Here is a 19,127-nt window from a genome sequence, read left to right on the forward strand (position 1 = left end):
CCCCCGGTGGGAGCGATCTTGGTCGCGAAGAGACCAGTAAAAACACTACATATGCTGCGAATGTGCCGCCGTCTTCGTCGGCAAGCCAACTCCCACCGGGTATGCGGCGCTTATCCGAACAGTATTGGTATTAAGAGTCAGGGGGTCAGGCGGATGATCTTGGGAAAGTCGTCCAGGCGTACCGATGCGGTGCAGTGCTCGCCTGCGCATTGCCATGACTGCTCGCTGGCGACCTCGCCATTGGCGGCCCGGCGGGTGTCTAGCAGGCGCACCGGCCCTTGCACAGGCGCGTGGCTGATCAGGCCAAGCTCAAGCGGCTTGCCGACGGTCCAGGCCACCAGCAGGCGCTGCTGGCCGTTGCTGAAGTACAACTGGTAGGTCGGCCCGGACACTACACTGGCCTCGGCGTTATAGGCGAAGTCCCTGACCACCGGGGCAATGGCCCGCATCATGGTCCAGGCCGGTTTGGGCGACAGGTCTTCGTTGAGGATGCCGAAGTTGTGTTCCTGGTCGAAGCGGTCGGGGCCATCGTTGTACAGGTCGTACCACCACATGCCCTTGACGTTGGGAATGCTGCGCGCCAGAAACCAGATGCGTGCCATGTACAGCGCCTGGGTCATTTCACTGACCCCGCAGGCGCCTTTGTGGCTGGGCCAGCCGACTTCCGTGAGGTAGATCGGGATCGCCCGCCCGGCCTTGTTGCGGATATTTTCTTCGTAGTCGCTGACCCAGCGCCCCCAGGCTTCGGGAGTTCTGCCGTTGTTGCCTGCGCAATGCACATAGGGGTGGATCGACAAACCGTCGACCAGCGCCAGGGTATCGCTGTCGATCAGTTGATCGGCAAAGCCGTGGTCCATGCCTTCGGGGGTCACTGCCCCTGCGAGAATCAGTGCCTTGTTGCCGGGGGCGGCCTGGGTATTGGCGCGCAGCACCGGCACAGTCTTGCGGACCAGTGCCGCGTAGTCCTGAGCCAATTGGCGGTCGCGCGGCCCCTGCAGGTCCCACTCGTTCCAGATTTCGTAATAGCTGACCCGGTTGCCCAGTTGCCGGCTGACGTAATCGACATAGTTGAGGAACGGCCCGGTAACTTCAGGTGTACGCGGCTTGGCGTTGTCGTGAAAGTGGGTGCTATAGCCGAGAATCGCCAGGCGTTCGAGTTGCAGGCTGTTGGCTTGCTCCAGATAGCGACGCCACTGCGGGATGATCCGCAACTCATTGCGCTTGGGCTCGGCAGTGGACCAGAACACATCGTCCTTGACCGCACTGAAGCCGGCTTCGGCCGCCAGCTTCAGCGGCGCTTCGACGGGCCGCTCGACATTCATCAGGTGGGTCGAGATACCGAGGATGAACGGCGGCGGTTCGCTGGCTGGCTCGGCATGGGCGGTCGCCAGCCCGCTCAGCCAGCCAGCGAGCACCAGCAGCCTGGTGCGAGATAGAGCATGCAGCATGACGGGGCCTCATTGCAGTGCCCTGAAGGGCAGGGGGGTGAGCGCTGGTGGCGAATGAGGCAGGGAATCGCTGCCAGGCCGTGGATTGATCACGTAGCCGATGACCAGCCCCAGAAACAGATTGGCTGCAGCGATTTCAAACATGTCGGTGGTCCAGCTGATCAGGCACCAGCACACTGCGATCGACATCAGCATGCGCGCCAGCGGGCTGGCATCGTTGAGCAGGCTGAACAGCAGCCCGACCTGCAAGCTATAGAGCAGCAGCCCGGCCACGCCGAGCATGGCCCATAGGTACAGCGCGCTGTTATCCATGCCCAGCAGGATTTCTGCGCCCGGCACCGGAAACAGCGCCATGGTGCTGCCGACCATGCCGAAGCCTGCGCCGGTATAGCCCCAGCCGTTCAGTTGCATGGCGTCGAACAGCCGTGGCCAGGTGTTGTTCAGGCGGTCGTAAAGCGAGGCCAGGGAACTGCCGCCACGGCTTACCGTGTGTGCATCGAAGTCATACAGCAGGCCCATCAACGGCAACAACAGGCCGATGGCGACGATCAGTACACAGAGAATCCGGCAGGTCCAGGTCAGGCGCTGGATCATTAGCAAACCCAACGTCAGGGCAAAGGCGCCGGCCGGTGCCTTGCTGGTGGTCAGCACAATGGCGCCGAACGCCACCGCGCCGAGCACCAGCCTGAGTGGCAAGGAGCGCAACAACAGCATCATGTACAGGCTGTACAGGGCGATCAGGGTGGAGAGGATGTTCGACACCCGGGCAAAACCGGCGACCCGGTCCTGATCGTCGGCGCTCCATGAGGTATTGCCGCTCAACTCGGTTTCGCCCAGGTTGTAGTTGTAGCCTTTCCACGGCACCTGAGCGTATTTGTCCAGCAGCAGCCCGATCAGGCTGCCCAGCAGGCACAGGCCAATGCTCCAGCCGAGCAGCTTTTGGTGGCGCAGCAATTGCGGGCTGCACACTGCCGCGAACAGCAGCGGGCTGACAGCGAACAAGCTGAACGCCAGGTTCTGCACACTGGCGCCGTGCAGCATGGCCAGCAGCGCCGAGAGCAGCCAGCCCAACAGGCACAGCCAGAACAGCCGCCCGCCACGAAAACTCAGCAGCTGCAGCGCAAACAGCAGCACACAGGCGGCCTTGGGCAGGTACAGCAGCGGACTGAGCCCGGCCAGGTCCAGGTAATAGCGCAGCGCGCCGGAAAAGGTCTCGACCACCAGCAGGCTGATCGCGACCCAGGTGATAAGCGCGGACTTATCGAAGGCCAGCAGCGACCCGCCAGCGACAGGGCCGAGGTGTACAGGATTAAGATTCATGAAGGCGCCTTGTGAGCAGAGGCAGGCAGCCACGCTACCGCCCATCGACCGTGCGGGACGGGTCAATGCAGTGATCAGGTATCAGAAGAGTCGGGGGTGTCTGGAGCGAACGCTCCAACGGCGTGACAAGGTTTGTATAACAGCCGCAGATTGCCCGGCTGTCAATGTTTCAGTAGTGACCGAATCACCCTGTAGGAGCGACCTTGGTCGCGAATTTTTCCAGACGCCATAGATGCGGCGCCTGGAATGGCCCTTTCGCGAGCGAGCTCGCTCCCACAGGCATCAATCGGTTACGGGTACTTACGGCGGTCCGGCGCTGGCGGGAAGTATTGGTACATCCAGGTCTCGCTCAGGGTGCGGTCGCGCGAGCGGATGAACATGCGCATGTTCACCGGCTCCACCGAGTCGCTGTCCGGCAGCCAGTCGAAGATCACCCGGTAGCCTTTGATATCCGGCAGGTATTGGATATTGAAGTCCTGGGTCTTGCCGTGGGAGACGGTCAGCACCGGTTCGATGCCTACACCTTCGGGCAGGCGATCGATGCCGCCGCCGTGGAAGTCCACCGCGAAGCGTCGTGCCCAGTATTTCGGGTAATGCTCGCCCGGTGTCCAGCCTTCGAGGAAGCCGCCCATCCCTGAACGGGTCGCATGAATCTGCGCCAGTGGAGTGCTGACCGGCGGCAGGGCGCTCCAGTACAGCTTGTAGCTGTAGTTGAGCGAGTCACCGGCCTTGACCTTGTTCTTCGGCGTCCAGAACACCACGATGTTGTCCATGGTCTCGCCGGTGGTCGGAATCTCCAGCAGGCTCACCTCACCCTCGCCCCAGGCGTTGGTCGGCTCGACCCACAGGCTTGGCCGGCGGTCGTACCAGACCGTGGTGTCCTGGTAGCTGGCGAAATTGTGGTCGTACTGGACCAGGCCGAAGCCTTTCGGGTCTTTGTCGGCGAACGCGTTGAACTGCAGCTTGGCCGGGTTGTTCAGCGGGCGGCACACCCACTCGCCGTTACCACGCCACATCGACAGACGGTCGGAGTCATGCTGCTGCGGGTGAATACTGTCGCACATGCGCCGCTCGTGAGTGCCGCAGTTGAACATGCTGGTCATCGGCGTGACGCCCAGTTGTTCAATGTCGGCACGGGCGTTGATGTGCGCCTGGACGTCCATCACCACCTGGCTGGCCTGGCAGTCGATGTCGAAACGGTAGGCGCCGGTCGCGCTTGGCGAATCGAGCAGGGCGTAGACCACAAAGTGGGTGGCATTTTTGGCCGGTGTCTCGAACCAGAACTTGGTGAAGTCGGGGAATTCTTCCTGGCGCTTGGCAAAGGTGTCGATGGCCAGGCCACGGGCCGACAGGCCGTATTGCTTGGTCGAGTCGACGGCACGGAAGTAGCTGGCGCCCAGGAACGACACGATGTCGTGCATGGCAATTTCCGGTGCCTTGAACAGTTTGAAGCCGGCAAAGCCCAAGTCACCTTTGACCTGATTGCCGTCGATGCCGCTGGTGTCGTAGTTGAACAGTTCGTGACGGAAATGCACTTCCCGCGCCGTGTTGCTCTTGGGGTCGACGCTGTACATGCGCACGGGGGTCTTGAAGCCCATGCCGACATGGAAAAACTGCACGTCGAGCTGGCCTTTGAGCTCTCGCCACAGGGAGTGATTGGGGTCATAGCGGATCGCGTTGAACTGCTGGGGCGTCATGTTCGCCAGCACCGGTGGCAGTACCTGCTTGGTGCTGACGTACTGCTGGCCGGCCAGTTGTTTGGCCTGCTCTTGCAGTTGCTTGAAATCGAACGGTTCGCTTTTGCCATCGGCTGCGGCGGCGAGGGCGCGTGCAGCAAAAAGTCCCGAGGCCGGCAGGGTGCTATAAGCCGCCAGCGCCATCGATGCTTTAAGGAGATTCCTGCGGTTCATAAAGGTGAAGCCTCTGAGTAATTCTGTGCGTCCTGCACTAAAAAGCGCGCCAACGTCTCCTTGCCGAACGCAAACTACCCATAACAGATAGCAAAGACGAGATGCGGTTCGATAAAAACCTCAATAAAAACGCCGCGTCCGATGAGTCGGGGCGGCGTTGACGGGGTCTATCAGGTTTGTAGCTGCGCTGATAACCGCTGGGCACAAGGCCTGCGCGCAGTTATGCAGCGCTAAAGGGTGGCTCAAGGCCATTGCTTGTTGCAATATCCGGCAATCATTTTTTCTGCCGTTATTACAGTTTTCAGGTCCACCAGTAACGCACCAGATGGAAGAAGATCGGCGCGGCGAAACACACTGAATCGATACGATCGAGCATGCCGCCATGGCCTTCGATCATATGCCCCCAGTCCTTGACGCCGCGATCACGCTTGATCGCCGACATGACAATACCGCCGGCAAAGCCCAGCAGGTTGATCAGCACCGCGATAAAGAACGACTGGACGGGCGAGAAAGGTGTGATCCACCACAGCGCGCCACCGATCAATGAAGCCAGCAAAATACCGCCGACAAAGCCCTCGACCGTTTTTGACGGCGACAGGTTGGGGGCGATCTTGTGTTTGCCGAACAGCTTGCCGCACACGTACTGCAGCACATCCGAAAGCTGCACGACGATGACCAGGTAGGCAATCAGCAGAAGGTTGCGGCCTTCATAGCCGGCAATCTCCAGAGTCAGCAAGGCCGGCACATAAGACACGCAGAACACCGCGATCATCAGGCCCCACTGGACCTTGGAAGTGCGTTCCAGAAAATGCTTGCTGTCGCCGCCCAGCGAGGCAAGGATCGGCAGCAACAAGAACACGTAGACCGGGATGAAGATCGAATACAGCCCGTACCAGTTGATGCCGATCAGCACGTATTGCAGCGGCAGGGCCAGGTAGAACGCCGCCGCCAGGGCCGGATAGTCGCTGCGCCGGGTCGGGGTCAGGGTCAGGAATTCACGCAGGGCATAGAACGACACCGCATAGAACAGCAAGGTCACGGCGGTGTAGCCAAGCCAGAACGCCACGCCGATGACGATCACCATCGCCCACCAGGCGTTGATTCGCGCGTTGAGGTTGTCGATCACCGCATGCGGGCCACGGGCCTTGAGCTTGAGTACCCGGCCAATGACCGAGGCCAGCAGCAGAATGACGCCGATGCCCATGAACAACAGTTGAGTCTGGTTTTCCATCATTACTGCTCCGCAGCCAGAGCCAGCAACGCTTCGCGGCTGCGGGCAAGAAATTGCTCTTTGCTTTCGTCTTCCTGGACCTGCAGCGGCGCCCCGAAGCTGGTGGTGCACAGCAGCGGCAGGGGCAGCATCCGGCCTTTGGGCATGACCCGGTTGAGGTTGGAGATCCACACCGGCACCAGTTCGGCCTGTGGGTAGCTTTTCGCCAGGTGATAGATGCCACTTTTGAACGGCAGCAAGCCCTCATCAGGGTTACGCGTGCCTTCCGGGAAGATGATCAGCGAGTAGCCCTGCTCCAGCGCCTCAATCATGGGTTGCAAGGGGTTGGCCTGTTCGTCCTTGCGGGTGCGGTCGACCAGCACGCCGTTGAACACCTTATTGATGATGTACCGGCGCAGAGTGCCGCTCTGCCAGTAATCGGCGCCGGCCACCGGCCGGGTGTATTTGCGCAGCTCGCGGGGCAGTGACGCCCAGAGCAGCACAAAGTCTCCGTGGCTGGTGTGGTTGGCAAAGTAGATACGCTGCGTCGCTTGCGGCGTACAGCCCAGCCACAGGCTGCGGGCACCGGTCACGCTGCGTGCGCCGGCCGTGATCAGGGAGGCGACCAGAGATTCAAGCATCAATCAGATTCCTTCGGTAAGGCGAGCAAAGACGCTGCTCGCATGCTGCGCTGCTTCACCGCATCAGCCCAAGCCAGGGCAGAATCAGTAACGCGCCCAGCAACAGCATGATTTGCAGGGCGAGCAACAACACTTGTTGGCGCAACAGCTTCAAGGCGCCTTGACTGCGTAGTGGCCAGGAACGCCCGGCTTTATCGGCCGGTTGCAGGCTGAACGCCGCCAGAGCCTGATCCAGCGCCCGGGTGTTGCGTGTCAGGTTAGCAGGGTCGTCGGCAAGCTTCTGAAACAGCTCGGCATCAAAAGCTACCCGCAGAGCGTAGTATTTTTCGCCCAGGCCCAATACCACCAACAGCACCACCCAGCTCATCAGCAGGCCCGACGGGGCAAACCACAGCTGGCTCAGGCCCAGTGCCAGGCTCAACAGGGTCAAGCCGGTGGACAAATTGTCCAGCGCCCGGCCGCGACGTAGCAGGCTGGCGATGATGTGCAATTGCAGGTCAGCGTTCATGCTGCGCCTCTGCCGGTTGGGTTGTGCACTGTTCCAGTAGCGTACTAAGTGCCTGACGGTGTTCGTTGTGCAGCACCACGCCTGGCCGGCTCTGGCGGATCAGTTTGACAGCCTCATCTACTGACGCGGCCCGGCCGTTGTACAGCAGCCAGGCTGCCAGGGCGGTGGCGCTGCGTGAATAGCCCAGTGCGCAGCACACCAGCAGCGGCCCGGCATGGCGTGATGCTTCGATGGCCTCGGCGGCGGCCAGGCACTGCTGTGCGGTGGGCGGGACCAGATCCAGTTGCGCCAGGTTACGGTAAGTCGGCGGTGTGACGCTCTGTGACAGCTCGGCACACAGGTCCACAACGGCCCTGAACTGACCGGCCTGATCACGACCCGCGATGCGACCCAGCCAGATCTCATCCAGCACTCGCTGCGCCTGCGGCTGGTTGCGCGTCCAGAGCCAGACGTTGAGCCATGCACCGGCCAGATACGGCGCCAGCAGCCAGCGTGCTGCGGGCGACAGGCGGCCATCGGCGCGCTTCTGAAAGCCTTGGGCATCGAACCACAGGTAGTTGAGGGCCACCAGCAGCAGTGACAGTGCCGGCCACAGCAACCATAACCAGACACCACCCAGGCCAAACCCCGGCCAGGCCAGCAATAGCGCGCCGAGCAGGTAGTAACCGGCCAGTTTCCAGCGGCTCGGGTCATGGCTAAGCCGGGCACTGAGCAGCGGGCTGCGACCTTCATCCGGCCACAGCCAGACACACAGCCAGCCGGCCAGGGCGCCGGTCGGCAGGTCGATGAAGTGATGTTGCCAGGTGGTCAGCACCGACAGGCCGATCAGCGCGAACCAGCCATGCAGCAGCCAGCGCCAGGCCGGATGGAAGGCGCGCAGGTAACGCTCGAAGCAGACCCAGAGAATCACCAGCAGGGCGATGTGCAACGACGGCGCCTGGTTGAACGGCTTGTCGAAGCCGGCCAGCACGTCGAACAGCCAGCCGAACAGGCCGTCCATTTCCGGGCGCTGGAAAGTGAAGCGCAGTGGCCAGAGCAGAAAGCAACTGACCGCCAGCACTTGAGCACTGAGCAGGCGCAGGGCGTGGCGGTCGAGTTCACGGCGGGTCAGGCAGGCCAGCAGTGAAAAACCGTAGAGCAGGTCGATGGACCAGTAGGGCACGATGGTCCAGGCCCAGAACGGCATGTGGTTTTCCCAGGCGAATGCCAGGCTGCCGACGTCGTCGCGCCGGGCGGTGTACCAGGTGGCAAAGCCGTAGCTGGCGAAAAAGAACGGCGCCAGCACCAGCAGCCAGACCACGGCCCGTTTCCACAGGCCTGGTTCGCGCCGGCTGCTCACGGCAGACGCTGCGCCAGTGACACGCTGAAAATCCCCCACTCATCGATGCGCTGGGTGATCTTGCGAAAGCCTGCCGCTTCCACCAATTGGTCCATCTCGGCCTGGCTACGGCGGCGCATCACCCAGGCGTCACCGCCGCGATGGCTGGTCAGGGCGCGGGCGATCAGTTCCAGTTGCGGATGCCACGGCTGGCCGGTGTAGATCAGATAACCGCCGGGCTCGACCGCCGCTGCCAGGCCGGCCAGCGAGTTACCGACCTGAGTGTTGCTGGCGAACAGCTCGTACAGGCCTGACACCACCGCCAGCGTCGGTTTGGGGTCGAGGGCGGCGAGGTTGTCGCGGTCGAAGGCGTCGGCCTTGATGAAGCGGGCGATCTCGTCGAGATCGAGTTTCTCGATCAGCGCGCTGCCTTGCTGCACATTGAGGTCACTGTAGTCGCGCAACAGGATCGACTCGGGCAGCGGCTCGACGCCCTTGAGCGCTTCAAGGATGTAGCGTCCGTGGCCGGCGGCGATGTCGACGATCCGCACCGCGCTTTGCTGCTCGCGCAGCTTGTGCATGGCCAGGCGCAGCAGTTCTTCGATGTTGATCTTGCGTTGGCGAATCCCGCGCCAGCCAATCGAGTTCAGGTAGTTGCGGTCGATCAGCCGGCCGAGACTGCCGCGCCCGCTCGGTTGGTTGCGGTACACATAATCCAGGGTACTGCCGGAGTCAAAGCCGGTCTCGAAGCCCAGCTTCACCCCTTCGGACAAGCTGCTGCCGGTGCGCAGGCCCGCGCGGGTCAGCCGCCAGTAAAGGCTGCGCAGCGAACGTGGCGGCAATGGCGCGGCCAGCGCTTCGGCCTCGGCGCAGGTTTCACCTACCCGGTCGGCGTCCAGCAGGGCATGGCGCTGTGGCGGGTTGTCGAAGGCATGCTGCACGAAGCGGCGGATGCGCGTGAGCGCTTGCTCACGGTTACGCTCACCCAGGGTGTCATGGAAGAAACCGGGCAGGATGTGCTTTTCCTTTTGCAGGCTGCCCAGGCGTTCGAAGAAGCGTTCTTGCGGGGCGCGCTCAACCACGAAGTCTGCGCCCGAGATCAGCAATTGGGTTGGCACCTGAATGGCCTGGGCGTCGGCCACTACGCGCTCGGCGGCTTCGTACAGGCCCAGCAGCACATTGACCGAGATGGCCTTGGCGATCAGCGGGTCGCTATCGTAAGTCTTGCGGCGATGCTCGTCGTGGGTCAGAAAGCGCGCTTTGACGTAGCTGTTGACGAAGAAATTGCCTTTGAAACGGCGCAGCAACGCCAGGCCCTGACGGGCGAAGGGCACGTAGAGTTTGACCTTGAACGCCGGCGAGGCCAGTACCAGAGCGCGGATGTTGGGCGCGTAGTCATGTGCCCAGGTAGCGGCGATCACCGCGCCGACACTCTGCGCCACGACCGCGATGTTGCCGGTTTCGACGCCGTGGCTGGCGGCGATATGCTCAATGAAGGTTTGCAGGTCGCGCACGGTGGTGGCAAAGCTTGGGCTGTCGCCGCGTGCGCCGGGCGACTCGCCGTGGCCACGGGCATCCCAGGCAAAGAAATCGAAACCCGGCAGTTGCAGTTCATCGACCAGGTGAGCAATGCGTCCGGAGTGTTCGTGGCCACGGTGCAACAGTACGATGGCTTGCCGCGACTTGCCGGGGGCCAGGCCCATGGCGGGCCAGTGGCGATAAAACAGTTCGACACCGTCATGGGTGGCGAAGCGCAGGGCAATCACGTCGCGCATGGCAAACTCCTTTGAGCCAATATTGACCGGGCAAGCAGGGGGTTATGAGTCTGATCTGTCGTGCGGCGCAAGCGGCTTTTCGGCGAGGCCCTGGCGAATCCGGTTGACCAAGGTGTAGATCAGCAGGGCTGAGACCACGACAAGGATGAAATTTATCCATGCTGGCGCAAGTAAACCTGTGGCGACCCCGGCGCCCATGACGCCGAACACCAACGCCCGGTCGCTCTTGCCCATCGGCCCGTCGTAGCGGCGTGACGCACCGACCATCGGGCCGAGCACGCCGGCGTACTCGCTGAACACGGCCAGCAGGGTCACCAGCACCACCAGCGCCGGGCTGACCCCGGCCAGCAGGGCGAAGGGCAGCATCAGCGCGCTGTCCGCGATGACATCGGTTAGTTCGTTCAAATAAGCCCCCAGCCGCGACTTCTGGCCGAACTCGCGGGCCAGCATGCCGTCTATGGCATTAAGGGCCATGCGTATGATCATCCACAGCGGGATCAAGGCAAACAGCCAATAGTGCGGCATGCCGACGGTCACCAGCGCGCCGACCAGCAGTGATACCAGGCAGGCTCCGAGGGTCACCTGATTGGCCGTAATGCCCTTGTCGTAGAGCTTGTGCACCAGAGGGCGCAGCAGATTCTGGAAGCGCGGTTTGAGCTGGTAGATCGAAATCAAGAGAGGCCGTCCTGGTCAAGATGTTGGGCGCATCATCGGTGTATGCAGACATTTCGTACAGGACCCGATGAAGTAAAACGTGAAGTCTGTCCTGTTATTCAGGCGGATCAGAGTGCCGTGCATGGACGATGCCATTGACCGTCAGGCCGACGGTCAGCGGCTCAAAGGATGGTTGAGCTACCTTTTTCCGATCAATTCTGGATGAGGAGGTGGACGGTCATGTACACCCAACTACCGAGTGCCCTGCAAGGCCTGCAATTGCCGTTGCGGATCAGACTCTGGGACGGCCAGCAGTTCGAATTCGGCGCTGAGCCGCGCGTCACGATCCTGGTCAAGGACCCAACCCTGATGGCGGAGCTGGCGCGTCCCAGCCTGGATCTGTTTGGCAGCGCATTCGTTGAGGGCCGGCTGGAGCTGGAGGGCTCGCTCAGCGAGGCGGTGCAAATCGGTGATCAGCTGACCCAGGCCTTTGGTCACTTCGCGCAGGACGACGACGACGGCAAGCGTACGGCTCATGATCGGAGCCTGGACGCCACCTCGATTTCTTACCACTACGACCTGTCCAATGCGTTTTACCAGTTGTGGCTGGACCGCGAGATGGTTTACTCCTGCGCGTACTTCAAGACCGGTCAGGAAAGCCTTGAACAGGCGCAGCAGGATAAATTCCATCATCTGTGTCGCAAGCTGCGCCTGCAGCCTGGCGACTATCTGCTGGATGTCGGCTGTGGCTGGGGCGGGCTGGCGCGCTTTGCCGCCCGGGAGTACGGCGCTCAAGTGTTCGGCATTACCCTGAGCCGCGAGCAACTGGCGCTGGCCCGCGAGCGGGTCGAGGCGCAGGGCTTGCAGGATCAGGTCGAGCTGCAACTGCTCGACTATCGTGACCTGCCGCAGGACGGACGTTTTGACAAGGTGGTCAGCGTTGGCATGTTCGAGCACGTCGGGCATGCCAATCTGCCGCTCTACACCCGCTGCCTGTTCGGCGCGGTGAAGGAGGGCGGGTTGGTGATGAACCATGGCATCACCGCCCGGCACTCTGATAGTCGGCCGGTGGAGCGCGGGGCCGGCACGTTCATACACCGCTATGTATTTCCCAACGGCGAGTTGCCGCATCTGGCGATGATCAGTGCGCACCTCAGCGATGCGGGTCTGGAGATCGTTGACGTCGAAAGCCTGCGCCTGCACTACGCCAGGACCCTGGAGCAGTGGAGCGAACGGCTTGAGGCTCATCTGGACGAAGCGAAGGCGCTAATTGGCGAGCACAGCTTGCGCATCTGGCGACTGTACCTGGCCGGCTGCGCCTATGCCTTCGCCAGGGGCTGGATCAACCTGCATCAGGTTCTTGCGGTCAGGCCGCTGGCCGACGGCAGCCATCATCTGCCGCTGACCCGCGCTGATCTTTACCGTTGTTAAAGGATCGGGGAAATCAGCCGCGCCACGCGCATCCCCAGTTGGTGCAGGCGGCGGGTTTCCCGGCTGTCCTGTACGGTGATTTCCCGCGCCAGTTCGAAGTCAGCGCTGAGCATGGCTTCGACCTGAGCGGCGAACTCGCGGTCGACGGTCAGCAGCATCAATTCGAAGTTGAGCCGGAACGAGCGGTTATCCAGGTTGGCGCTGCCGATGGCCGTGACTTCATCGTCGATGAGGACCACCTTCTGATGCAGAAAACCCGGCTGGTAGCGGAACACTTTGACCCCGGCGCGCACGGCCGCGAAGGCATACAGGCTCGACGCCGCATAGACCACGTAGTGATCGGGCCGCGACGGCAGTAGCACACGCACATCCACGCCACGCAGCACGGCCAGGTGCAAGGCGGCAGACACGGCTTCATCGGGAATGAAGTACGGGCTGGTGATCCATAGTCGCTGTTGCGCTGAATGAATGGCCTCGACAAAGAACAGCGAGCAGGTTTCCTGGGCATCGGCCGGGCCGCTGGCGAGCAACTGGCAGAGCACGCCGTCTTCCGGGAAACTGTCGGGCAGGCTCAGCGGCGGTAGCTGGCGGGTAGCCCAGAACCAGTCCTCGGCAAACGTCTCTTGCAGACAGGCGACCACCGGACCGACGACCTGCACATGGGTGTCGCGCCACGGTGACAGGGCAGGCTTGAGGCCCAGGTACTCATCACCGACGTTGTGCCCGCCCAGGTAACCCTTGAGGCCATCGACCACCACAATCTTGCGATGGTTGCGAAAGTTGATCTGGAAGCGGTTCATCCAGCCGCCATGGGTGGCGAAGGCTTTGATCCGCACCCCGCCGGCGCGCAGCTTCTCCACGTAGCTGGCCGGCAGCGCGTGGCTGCCAATCCGGTCGTACAGCACATAAACGGCCACTCCCTCGGATGCCTTGAGCAACAGTAGTTCTTGCAGGCGGCGGCCCAGGTCGTCGTCATGGATGATGAAAAACTGCACCAGCACTGTCTGCCGCGCCTGGCGGATGGCCCCGAACATCGCGGCAAAGCTGGCCTGGCCGTTGATCAACAGCTTCACTTCGTTATTGGCCAGCGCCGGCATATGCCCCAGACGTGGCATGGCCCGCAGCGCTGCGTAGGCGTCGGAGCGCCGCGCAGCGACCGCCTCATCGATCCAGGGCCGCCAGTTCAGGCTGCTGATAGCGTGCTTCATTTCCTTGTTGGCCTGGCGTCGCGCCTTGATATAGGCGTCGAATGAGCTGCGGCCAAACACCAGATAAGGAATCAGGGTCAGGTAGGGAATGAACACCAGCGACATCGCCCAGGCAATCGCCCCCTGCGCGGTGCGTACGGTCAACAGCGCATGGATGGCCGCGACGCTACCCAGCAGGTGAATGAAGCCAAGCACATAACCGAAGAAATACGGGCTGTGGTAATCCATTGCGAGGTTCCTTTACAGACGCCTAAACAGACCATAGCAAAGTGCGATTGTCGCTATTTAATTCAACATGCAACGGCGAGGCTTTTATGCCGTCTAAGCCTCAGCGTCGAGAAATCACGCATATCGATGATGACCTGAGGAATCCGCAGATGAACAAACGCATGTTGGCCTGGATGTTTTGCCTGGCTGCGCCCGTGGCCCAGGCTCAAATGCTCCAGCCGGGGTTGTGGGAACTGACCTCCAGCAATATGCAGGTCGATGGTCAGGCGTTGCCGGACATGCAGTTCATGCTCGGCCAGCTCAAGAACCTGCCGCCTGAACAGCGCGCGATGATGGAACAGGCCATGCAGAAGCAAGGTATTACCTTGGGCGGGCAGGGCGTGCGTTTCTGCCTGACTGAGGCTCAGGTCAAGGCCGATGATATTCCGCTGACCGACCCCAAGTCCGGTTGTAATCAGCGCGTGACGGACCGCAACGGCAAAACCTGGAATTTCCAGTTCAGTTGCCCACGAGCCCAAGGTACAGGGCAGGCGCAGTTTCTCAGTGATCGTGAGTTCACCACCCGCGTCAAAGGCACCTTCAACGCATCCGGCCAGCAACAGAACGGCAGTATGGACACCCGCGCCGTATGGCTGGGCGCCCAGTGCGGTAACGTCGCGCCACGTAGTTGATCCATGAGTGTTCCACGTGGAACATCTGCTGTGGATGTAATGCTGCCTTCCCACCCCAATTCTGGCCTGAAATCGGGAGGGAATGAGCTGGCTGTTTTCACAAAGATTGCGCCGATTTGACTGATCGACATTAATCTTTAGGAGCAGCTTTAGCTGCGAAGCCAGCTGTTACCGCTTCTGCTCGTGACACCCCGTCACCCGCCCGCAGCTGATGCTGCTGCGGGTGCCGTTCGAGCTGGACACTCTGGTGATGGTGGTCCAGCCCACCTTGCGAATCGTCCCCACCCAAATTTCACCATCCGATGCCAGCCCGGTAAAAAAGGTCAGTTGCCGATAACGGCTGTTGGTCTGCGCCCAGCGGCGGGCGCTGGCGGACTCGTAGCCGCGCAGGTAAGTGGTATCGCCCTGAGTCGCCACGCTATAGCCGTTTCCTTCCAGATCGCTGCAGGACAGTAGGTTCAGGCTGCGCACGCAGGTTGCCCCGCCGGTTGGCGTACTGGCGCCTGCCGCCAGAACACAGGTGCTGCTCAGCGCCAATAACACACTGGCAGCGATGGTTTTCACAGGCATGCGAGCGCCCTTCGTCGAACAGGTTGGCAAAACCGTATTGTTATACTATAACATTGTTGGTCGTTGAATCCGCTGCCACAAAGCCAGCAGAGCTTTGCCCAGCCTACCTGAACCAAACCTGTTGGTGAGTCCTGATGCCGAACCGTCTTCCCGTTACCGTCCTGTCCGGCTTTCTTGGTGCCGGCAAAAGTACCTTGCTTAATCACGTGTTGCGCAACCGTGAAAACTTGCGCGTGGCGGTGATCGTCAATGACATGAGTGAAATCAACATCGATGGCAGCGAGGTGCAGCGTGACGTCAGCCTCAGCCGCGCCGATGAGAAACTGGTCGAGATGAGCAATGGTTGCATCTGCTGCACCCTGCGCGAAGACTTGCTTGAAGAAGTCAGCCGTCTGGCACAGGACGGCCGCTTCGATTACCTGCTGATTGAGTCCACCGGCATTTCCGAGCCGCTGCCGGTGGCGGAAACCTTTACCTTTCGCGATGAGGCCGGTACCAGCCTCTCGGACATTGCGCGCCTGGACACCATGGTCACGGTGGTGGACGGCATGAATTTCCTGCTCGACTACCAGGCCGCCGAGAGCCTGGCCAGCCGCGGTGAGAGCATGGGCGATGAGGATGATCGATCCATCACCGACCTGCTCATCGAGCAGATCGAGTTCGCCGATGTGATTCTGCTCAGCAAGATCGACCTGATCAGCTCCAGCGAGCGTGAAGAGTTAATGGCCATTCTCGGCCGCTTGAATGCTCAGGCGCAGATTGTGCCGATGGTCATGGGCCAGGTGCCGCTGACCACCATCCTCAATACCGGCCGCTTCGATTTTGAGCGCGCGGCCCAAGCGCCGGGCTGGCTCAAGGAACTGCGTGGCGAGCATGTACCGGAAACCGAAGAGTACGGCATCGCCTCGACGGCCTACCGGGCGCGGCGGCCGTTTCACCCGGAGCGCTTTTTCAACTTCCTCAACCGGCCCTGGCTCAATGGCAAGCTGCTGCGCTCCAAAGGCTTTTTCTGGCTTGCGAGCAAACATCAGGAGGCCGGCAGTTGGTCGCAGGCCGGTGGCCTGATGCGTCATGGTCCGGCCGGTCGCTGGTGGCGCTTCGTACCGCGCGCCCACTGGCCGCAGGATCAGGAAAGTCTCCAGGCGATCATGAAGGAGTGGAATGCAGCCACCGGTGATTGCCGCCAGGAACTGGTGTTCATCGGCCAGAACATCGACTTCACCCAACTCAACGCCGAGCTGGACGACTGCCTGTTGACCGATGCCGAGATGGGCATGGGCGTCGAAGCCTGGCAATTGCTGCCTGACCCGTTCGGGGGATGGCATGAAGAGGACGCTGCCTGATGCTCGCGCAAGTTTTAACGTTTCGCCCACTGGTCCGCCAGGTACAGGGCGACAATCCCGATATTCTCGGGGAGGTGTTGCAGGACGGCGTCAATCTGGCGGTCTGGCAACGCCATTTGCCGCTGCACATCCAGGATTTCGCCAGCGCCTTGCTGACCCTGAACGAGCCGCTGTCAGAGTCTTTGGCACTGGAGGTAAAAGGAGGCGATCTGGAGCCTGATCTGCAGCGTCTGGCTGCCGCTTATGCCGATGTGCAGGGCCACGCCGGGTTCGTCGCTGACGTGTCCTGGCTGGTCAGCGCCTACGCCTGCCTGCTGGGTGCCGAACGGGTCGGCCTGCGTCTGCGGGCGATGGACACCGCCATGTGCCCGCGTTTTCATGTCGATCACGTGCCGATGCGGCTGATCACCACCTACGCCGGGATCGGCAGCCAGTGGCTCAAAGAGCGTGACATGGATCGCTCGCGCCTTGGGCAGGCTCAGGCCGAACCCAAAGACCCGGCGCTGATTCAGCAAATTCAGTGCGGTGCAGTGGCGCTGCTCAAGGGCGAGCGCTGGATCGGCAACGAGGGCCATGGCCTGATCCACCGTTCGCCGCCGTTGAGCCGTAACGAACGACGCCTGATTCTGACCCTCGACTGGCTGGCCTGACCCTCAAGGGGTCTGCCACTGCCCTTGGCTCTGGCCCTCGCAAAACGGTTTGAGGTACGCAGCATCGCTGGCCACGCCGTAATAGTGGATATGCTCGCGATAGGGCATATTGGCAACCTGAGCGTCACGGCATACGCCAAAAGCGCCTGCCGGGCATTGCTCGACAAACTGTACCTCGACCTTTTGCCCGGCCAGTTGCGGCTGGCAGAAACTGTCGTGGAACAGGTTGTCTGGCACTGAGACATTCTCCTGACACACCTTCACATCCAGGCGCTGCGCCTGGGTGTGGACAACACAGGCTGCGGCCCGCACCTGGCCTGAGGCGAGTGTCAGCAGTGCTGTCGCCAGCATGGTTGCCCATCGTGATTGCAAACCCTGTCCTCCTGAAGCGAACTGATGCTGCAGAACATTCCCACTCATGTCATCGGTGGCCCGTTGGGCGCCGGCAAGACCAGCCTGATCCGTCACCTGTTGGCGCACAAACCCGCTGACCAGCGCTGGGCGGTACTGATCAACGAGTTCGGCCAGATCGGTCTGGACGCCGCGCTGCTGACCACCGGCGCCGATGGTATCGCACTTGGCGAAGTGGCTGGCGGCTGCCTGTGCTGCGTCAATGGCGTGCCGTTCCAGATTGGCCTGGGTCGGCTGCTGCGCAAAGCCCGGCCCGACCGGCTGTTGATCGAACCGTCGGGTCTTGGCCATCCGGCACAGTTGATTGCCCAGTTGCAGCAGCCACCCTGGCAGGGCGTGCTGCGGGTGATGCCAGCGGTCATGGTTCTCGATGCCCAGGCATTGGCGGCCGGCCAGCCATTGCCCGATACCCAGCAGCAGGCGCTGGCGGCTGCCGGGTTGCTGGTGCTTAACAAGGCTGAGGGTTTATCCGACGCTGTCCGCCAGCGGCTGGCCGAGCGTTTGCCGGCGTTGCCACGGGTCTGGTGCAGCCAGGGCCGCTTGTCATTGTCACAGTTGCCGGGTGTGGACAGTTTGACAGCTGTGGATAACCCTCAGGCTGAGCAGGCACTGCCAGCGAGCATTCAGGCAGCAGCGCCGCACTGGGCAGATGTTGCGACGCCATGGGTGCTCAGCCAGGGCAGTGCCGACGGCTGGAGCGTAGGCTGGCGCTGGCACCCTTCGCAGCGTTTCGATTGCAGGCAACTGGCGCAGTGGCTGGCTGCCCTGAACTGGCGACGCGCCAAACTGGTGGTGCACAGCGAGCAGGGTTGGTGTTCAGCCAACGCGCTGGCAGGGGCGGGTGTGCAATGGCAAGCCAGCGAGTGGCGCCAGGACTCGCGGCTGGAGCTGATCTTTGATGAGGCTCAGGATGTGGCGGCCCTTCAAGCCGGGTTGAGTGCTTGCCGAATAGCCTGAAAAATCATTGCTTCCATTTCTGATGCGACTGGCGCCATTCGTCGAGACGGATCACTTCGGCAGACGGTGGTGGCGGCTTGATCTCGAAAGGATAGGGGGCCAGCTCGATCTGCGCGCTGTGCGCGCCGAATTGAGTAATGCTGCCAGGATGACGCTGTTCGCCAGTGACGGTGAATTCAAAACTGTAGATACGCGCCAGGCGTTTGCGGCCATGGGCGTCGGCGGTCCACGCCAGACGCTTGAAGGCGACGTTCTCGTCGAGCAGTTCCAGATCGAGCCGTGCGCAATGTTGCTTGACCCGCTCCAGCGCTTTTTCACGCAGACCGTGGGCATGCCAAAGCCAGGCTGCCCCGGTGGCGAGCAGCATCAGCACAAAAATATTACCCAGGGTCAGCATGACGGTGTACTCCAGCCGATGAGCCAAACAGGCTGCTACAGATTAACTGGGTGCGATCAATTCCAGCCAGAGCGGGCGCAGTAAATTTCGCACGACTGCATTTGTGTCCTGTTACGCAACGCAGATGAAACGTATCTGTATTTTTACCAAGCTGGCGCGAAAAGCCCCTTCCTTCAGCTGGGGGATGAAAGCGCCACCGCGAAGCGGTCATAGGGGTTAACATCCATAAAACCGCCCCATCCTGTGTTTCATGACTGAAATGAAAGCGACCAAAACCCTCAAGATTCGAGTGCGAGACAAGCATGCAGCGCAACTGCGTGAAGCTTCTCGTGCTGTGAATTTTGTGTGGAACTACGTAAACGAGTTGAGCAGCCGCTCGATTCGTGAGCGTGGTCGTTTTCTGTCGGCGTTCGACATTCACAAGTACACCAACGGGGCCAGCAAAGACCTGGGGCTGCACAGCCAATCGGTGCAGGC

18 protein-coding genes and 1 pseudogene are annotated in these 19,127 nt (G+C 61.6%); 6 read left to right on the forward strand and 13 right to left on the reverse strand.

Going from position 1 to position 19,127, the window contains the following annotated elements:
* Positions 1-137: 137 nt before the first annotated feature.
* The 9 genes from NRB16_RS09245 to NRB16_RS09285 form a co-directional block, all read right to left on the reverse strand.
* The gene (locus NRB16_RS09245; protein WP_253140944.1) at positions 138-1,448 is read right to left on the reverse strand and encodes a hypothetical protein; all 1,311 of its coding nucleotides are present in this window, start codon (positions 1,446-1,448) and stop codon (positions 138-140) included.
* A 9-nt stretch (positions 1,449-1,457) separates the two neighbouring features.
* Complete coding sequence (locus tag NRB16_RS09250) at positions 1,458-2,768, reverse strand: hypothetical protein (protein ID WP_257106013.1); 1,311 nt, start codon at positions 2,766-2,768, stop codon at positions 1,458-1,460.
* A 290-nt stretch (positions 2,769-3,058) separates the two neighbouring features.
* Positions 3,059-4,678: a glucan biosynthesis protein D gene (locus NRB16_RS09255; RefSeq protein WP_045485468.1), complete on the reverse strand. Its 1,620-nt coding sequence runs from the start codon at positions 4,676-4,678 to the stop codon at positions 3,059-3,061.
* 301 nt (positions 4,679-4,979) lie between these two features.
* On the reverse strand, positions 4,980-5,909 hold the full coding sequence (locus NRB16_RS09260) for a phosphatidate cytidylyltransferase (RefSeq protein ID WP_045485470.1): 930 nt from the start codon (positions 5,907-5,909) through the stop codon (positions 4,980-4,982).
* 2 nt (positions 5,910-5,911) lie between these two features.
* Entirely contained in the window at positions 5,912-6,529 is a 618-nt protein-coding gene (locus tag NRB16_RS09265; protein ID WP_045485471.1) for a 1-acyl-sn-glycerol-3-phosphate acyltransferase, read from the reverse strand.
* A 55-nt stretch (positions 6,530-6,584) separates the two neighbouring features.
* Positions 6,585-7,037 carry a hypothetical protein gene (locus NRB16_RS09270; RefSeq protein ID WP_257106014.1) on the reverse strand — a complete coding sequence of 151 codons (453 nt, stop codon included), beginning with the start codon at positions 7,035-7,037 and terminating at the stop codon, positions 6,585-6,587.
* The gene (locus NRB16_RS09275; RefSeq protein WP_253140939.1) at positions 7,027-8,376 is read right to left on the reverse strand and encodes a phosphatase PAP2/dual specificity phosphatase family protein; all 1,350 of its coding nucleotides are present in this window, start codon (positions 8,374-8,376) and stop codon (positions 7,027-7,029) included. The genes NRB16_RS09270 and NRB16_RS09275 overlap by 11 nt, the downstream gene beginning before the upstream one ends.
* Complete coding sequence (locus NRB16_RS09280) at positions 8,373-10,130, reverse strand: bifunctional alpha/beta hydrolase/class I SAM-dependent methyltransferase (protein WP_253140938.1); 1,758 nt, start codon at positions 10,128-10,130, stop codon at positions 8,373-8,375. Before NRB16_RS09280 ends, NRB16_RS09275 begins: the two co-directional genes overlap by 4 nt.
* A gap of 42 nt (positions 10,131-10,172) precedes the next feature.
* The gene (locus NRB16_RS09285; protein ID WP_045485476.1) at positions 10,173-10,805 is read right to left on the reverse strand and encodes a CDP-alcohol phosphatidyltransferase family protein; all 633 of its coding nucleotides are present in this window, start codon (positions 10,803-10,805) and stop codon (positions 10,173-10,175) included.
* A 219-nt stretch (positions 10,806-11,024) separates the two neighbouring features.
* Between NRB16_RS09285 and cfaB the strand changes: the two genes are divergently transcribed.
* Positions 11,025-12,215, forward strand: coding sequence for a C17 cyclopropane fatty acid synthase CfaB (gene cfaB / locus NRB16_RS09290; protein ID WP_257106015.1), 1,191 nt, complete (start codon positions 11,025-11,027; stop codon positions 12,213-12,215).
* On the opposite strand, the gene cls is transcribed toward cfaB, so the two are convergent.
* Positions 12,212-13,651 carry a cardiolipin synthase gene (cls, locus tag NRB16_RS09295; RefSeq protein WP_045485485.1) on the reverse strand — a complete coding sequence of 480 codons (1,440 nt, stop codon included), beginning with the start codon at positions 13,649-13,651 and terminating at the stop codon, positions 12,212-12,214. The genes cfaB and cls overlap by 4 nt on opposite strands.
* Positions 13,652-13,800: 149 nt before the next feature.
* Between cls and NRB16_RS09300 the strand changes: the two genes are divergently transcribed.
* Positions 13,801-14,322, forward strand: coding sequence for a DUF3617 domain-containing protein (locus tag NRB16_RS09300; RefSeq protein ID WP_253117778.1), 522 nt, complete (start codon positions 13,801-13,803; stop codon positions 14,320-14,322).
* 168 nt (positions 14,323-14,490) lie between these two features.
* On the opposite strand, the gene NRB16_RS09305 is transcribed toward NRB16_RS09300, so the two are convergent.
* Positions 14,491-14,892: a glutamine synthetase gene (locus tag NRB16_RS09305; protein ID WP_253117777.1), complete on the reverse strand. Its 402-nt coding sequence runs from the start codon at positions 14,890-14,892 to the stop codon at positions 14,491-14,493.
* A gap of 134 nt (positions 14,893-15,026) precedes the next feature.
* Between NRB16_RS09305 and zigA the strand changes: the two genes are divergently transcribed.
* Both zigA and NRB16_RS09315 read left to right on the forward strand, forming a co-directional pair.
* The gene (zigA, locus tag NRB16_RS09310) at positions 15,027-16,235 is read left to right on the forward strand and encodes a zinc metallochaperone GTPase ZigA (protein ID WP_257106016.1); all 1,209 of its coding nucleotides are present in this window, start codon (positions 15,027-15,029) and stop codon (positions 16,233-16,235) included.
* Complete coding sequence (locus tag NRB16_RS09315) at positions 16,235-16,885, forward strand: DUF1826 domain-containing protein (RefSeq protein ID WP_257106017.1); 651 nt, start codon at positions 16,235-16,237, stop codon at positions 16,883-16,885. The genes zigA and NRB16_RS09315 overlap by 1 nt, the downstream gene beginning before the upstream one ends.
* A 3-nt stretch (positions 16,886-16,888) precedes the next feature.
* Here NRB16_RS09315 and NRB16_RS09320 read toward each other — a convergent pair whose 3' ends face one another.
* On the reverse strand, positions 16,889-17,236 hold the full coding sequence (locus tag NRB16_RS09320) for a hypothetical protein (RefSeq protein ID WP_045485491.1): 348 nt from the start codon (positions 17,234-17,236) through the stop codon (positions 16,889-16,891).
* A gap of 45 nt (positions 17,237-17,281) precedes the next feature.
* Here NRB16_RS09320 and NRB16_RS09325 point away from each other — a divergent pair, with 45 nt between their 5' ends.
* The gene (locus NRB16_RS09325; protein ID WP_253117774.1) at positions 17,282-18,253 is read left to right on the forward strand and encodes a GTP-binding protein; all 972 of its coding nucleotides are present in this window, start codon (positions 17,282-17,284) and stop codon (positions 18,251-18,253) included.
* Positions 18,254-18,257: 4 nt separating this feature from the next.
* Here NRB16_RS09325 and NRB16_RS09330 read toward each other — a convergent pair whose 3' ends face one another.
* Positions 18,258-18,650, reverse strand: coding sequence for a DUF3301 domain-containing protein (locus NRB16_RS09330; RefSeq protein WP_045485495.1), 393 nt, complete (start codon positions 18,648-18,650; stop codon positions 18,258-18,260).
* Between the two features lie 259 nt (positions 18,651-18,909).
* Between NRB16_RS09330 and NRB16_RS09335 the strand changes: the two are divergent.
* Positions 18,910-19,127: pseudogene (locus tag NRB16_RS09335) on the forward strand (RNA-guided endonuclease TnpB family protein); the annotation flags it as partial.

Origin of the sequence: Pseudomonas sp. LJDD11, from assembly GCF_024584215.1 — a bacterium.
GTDB lineage: Bacteria > Pseudomonadota > Gammaproteobacteria > Pseudomonadales > Pseudomonadaceae > Aquipseudomonas.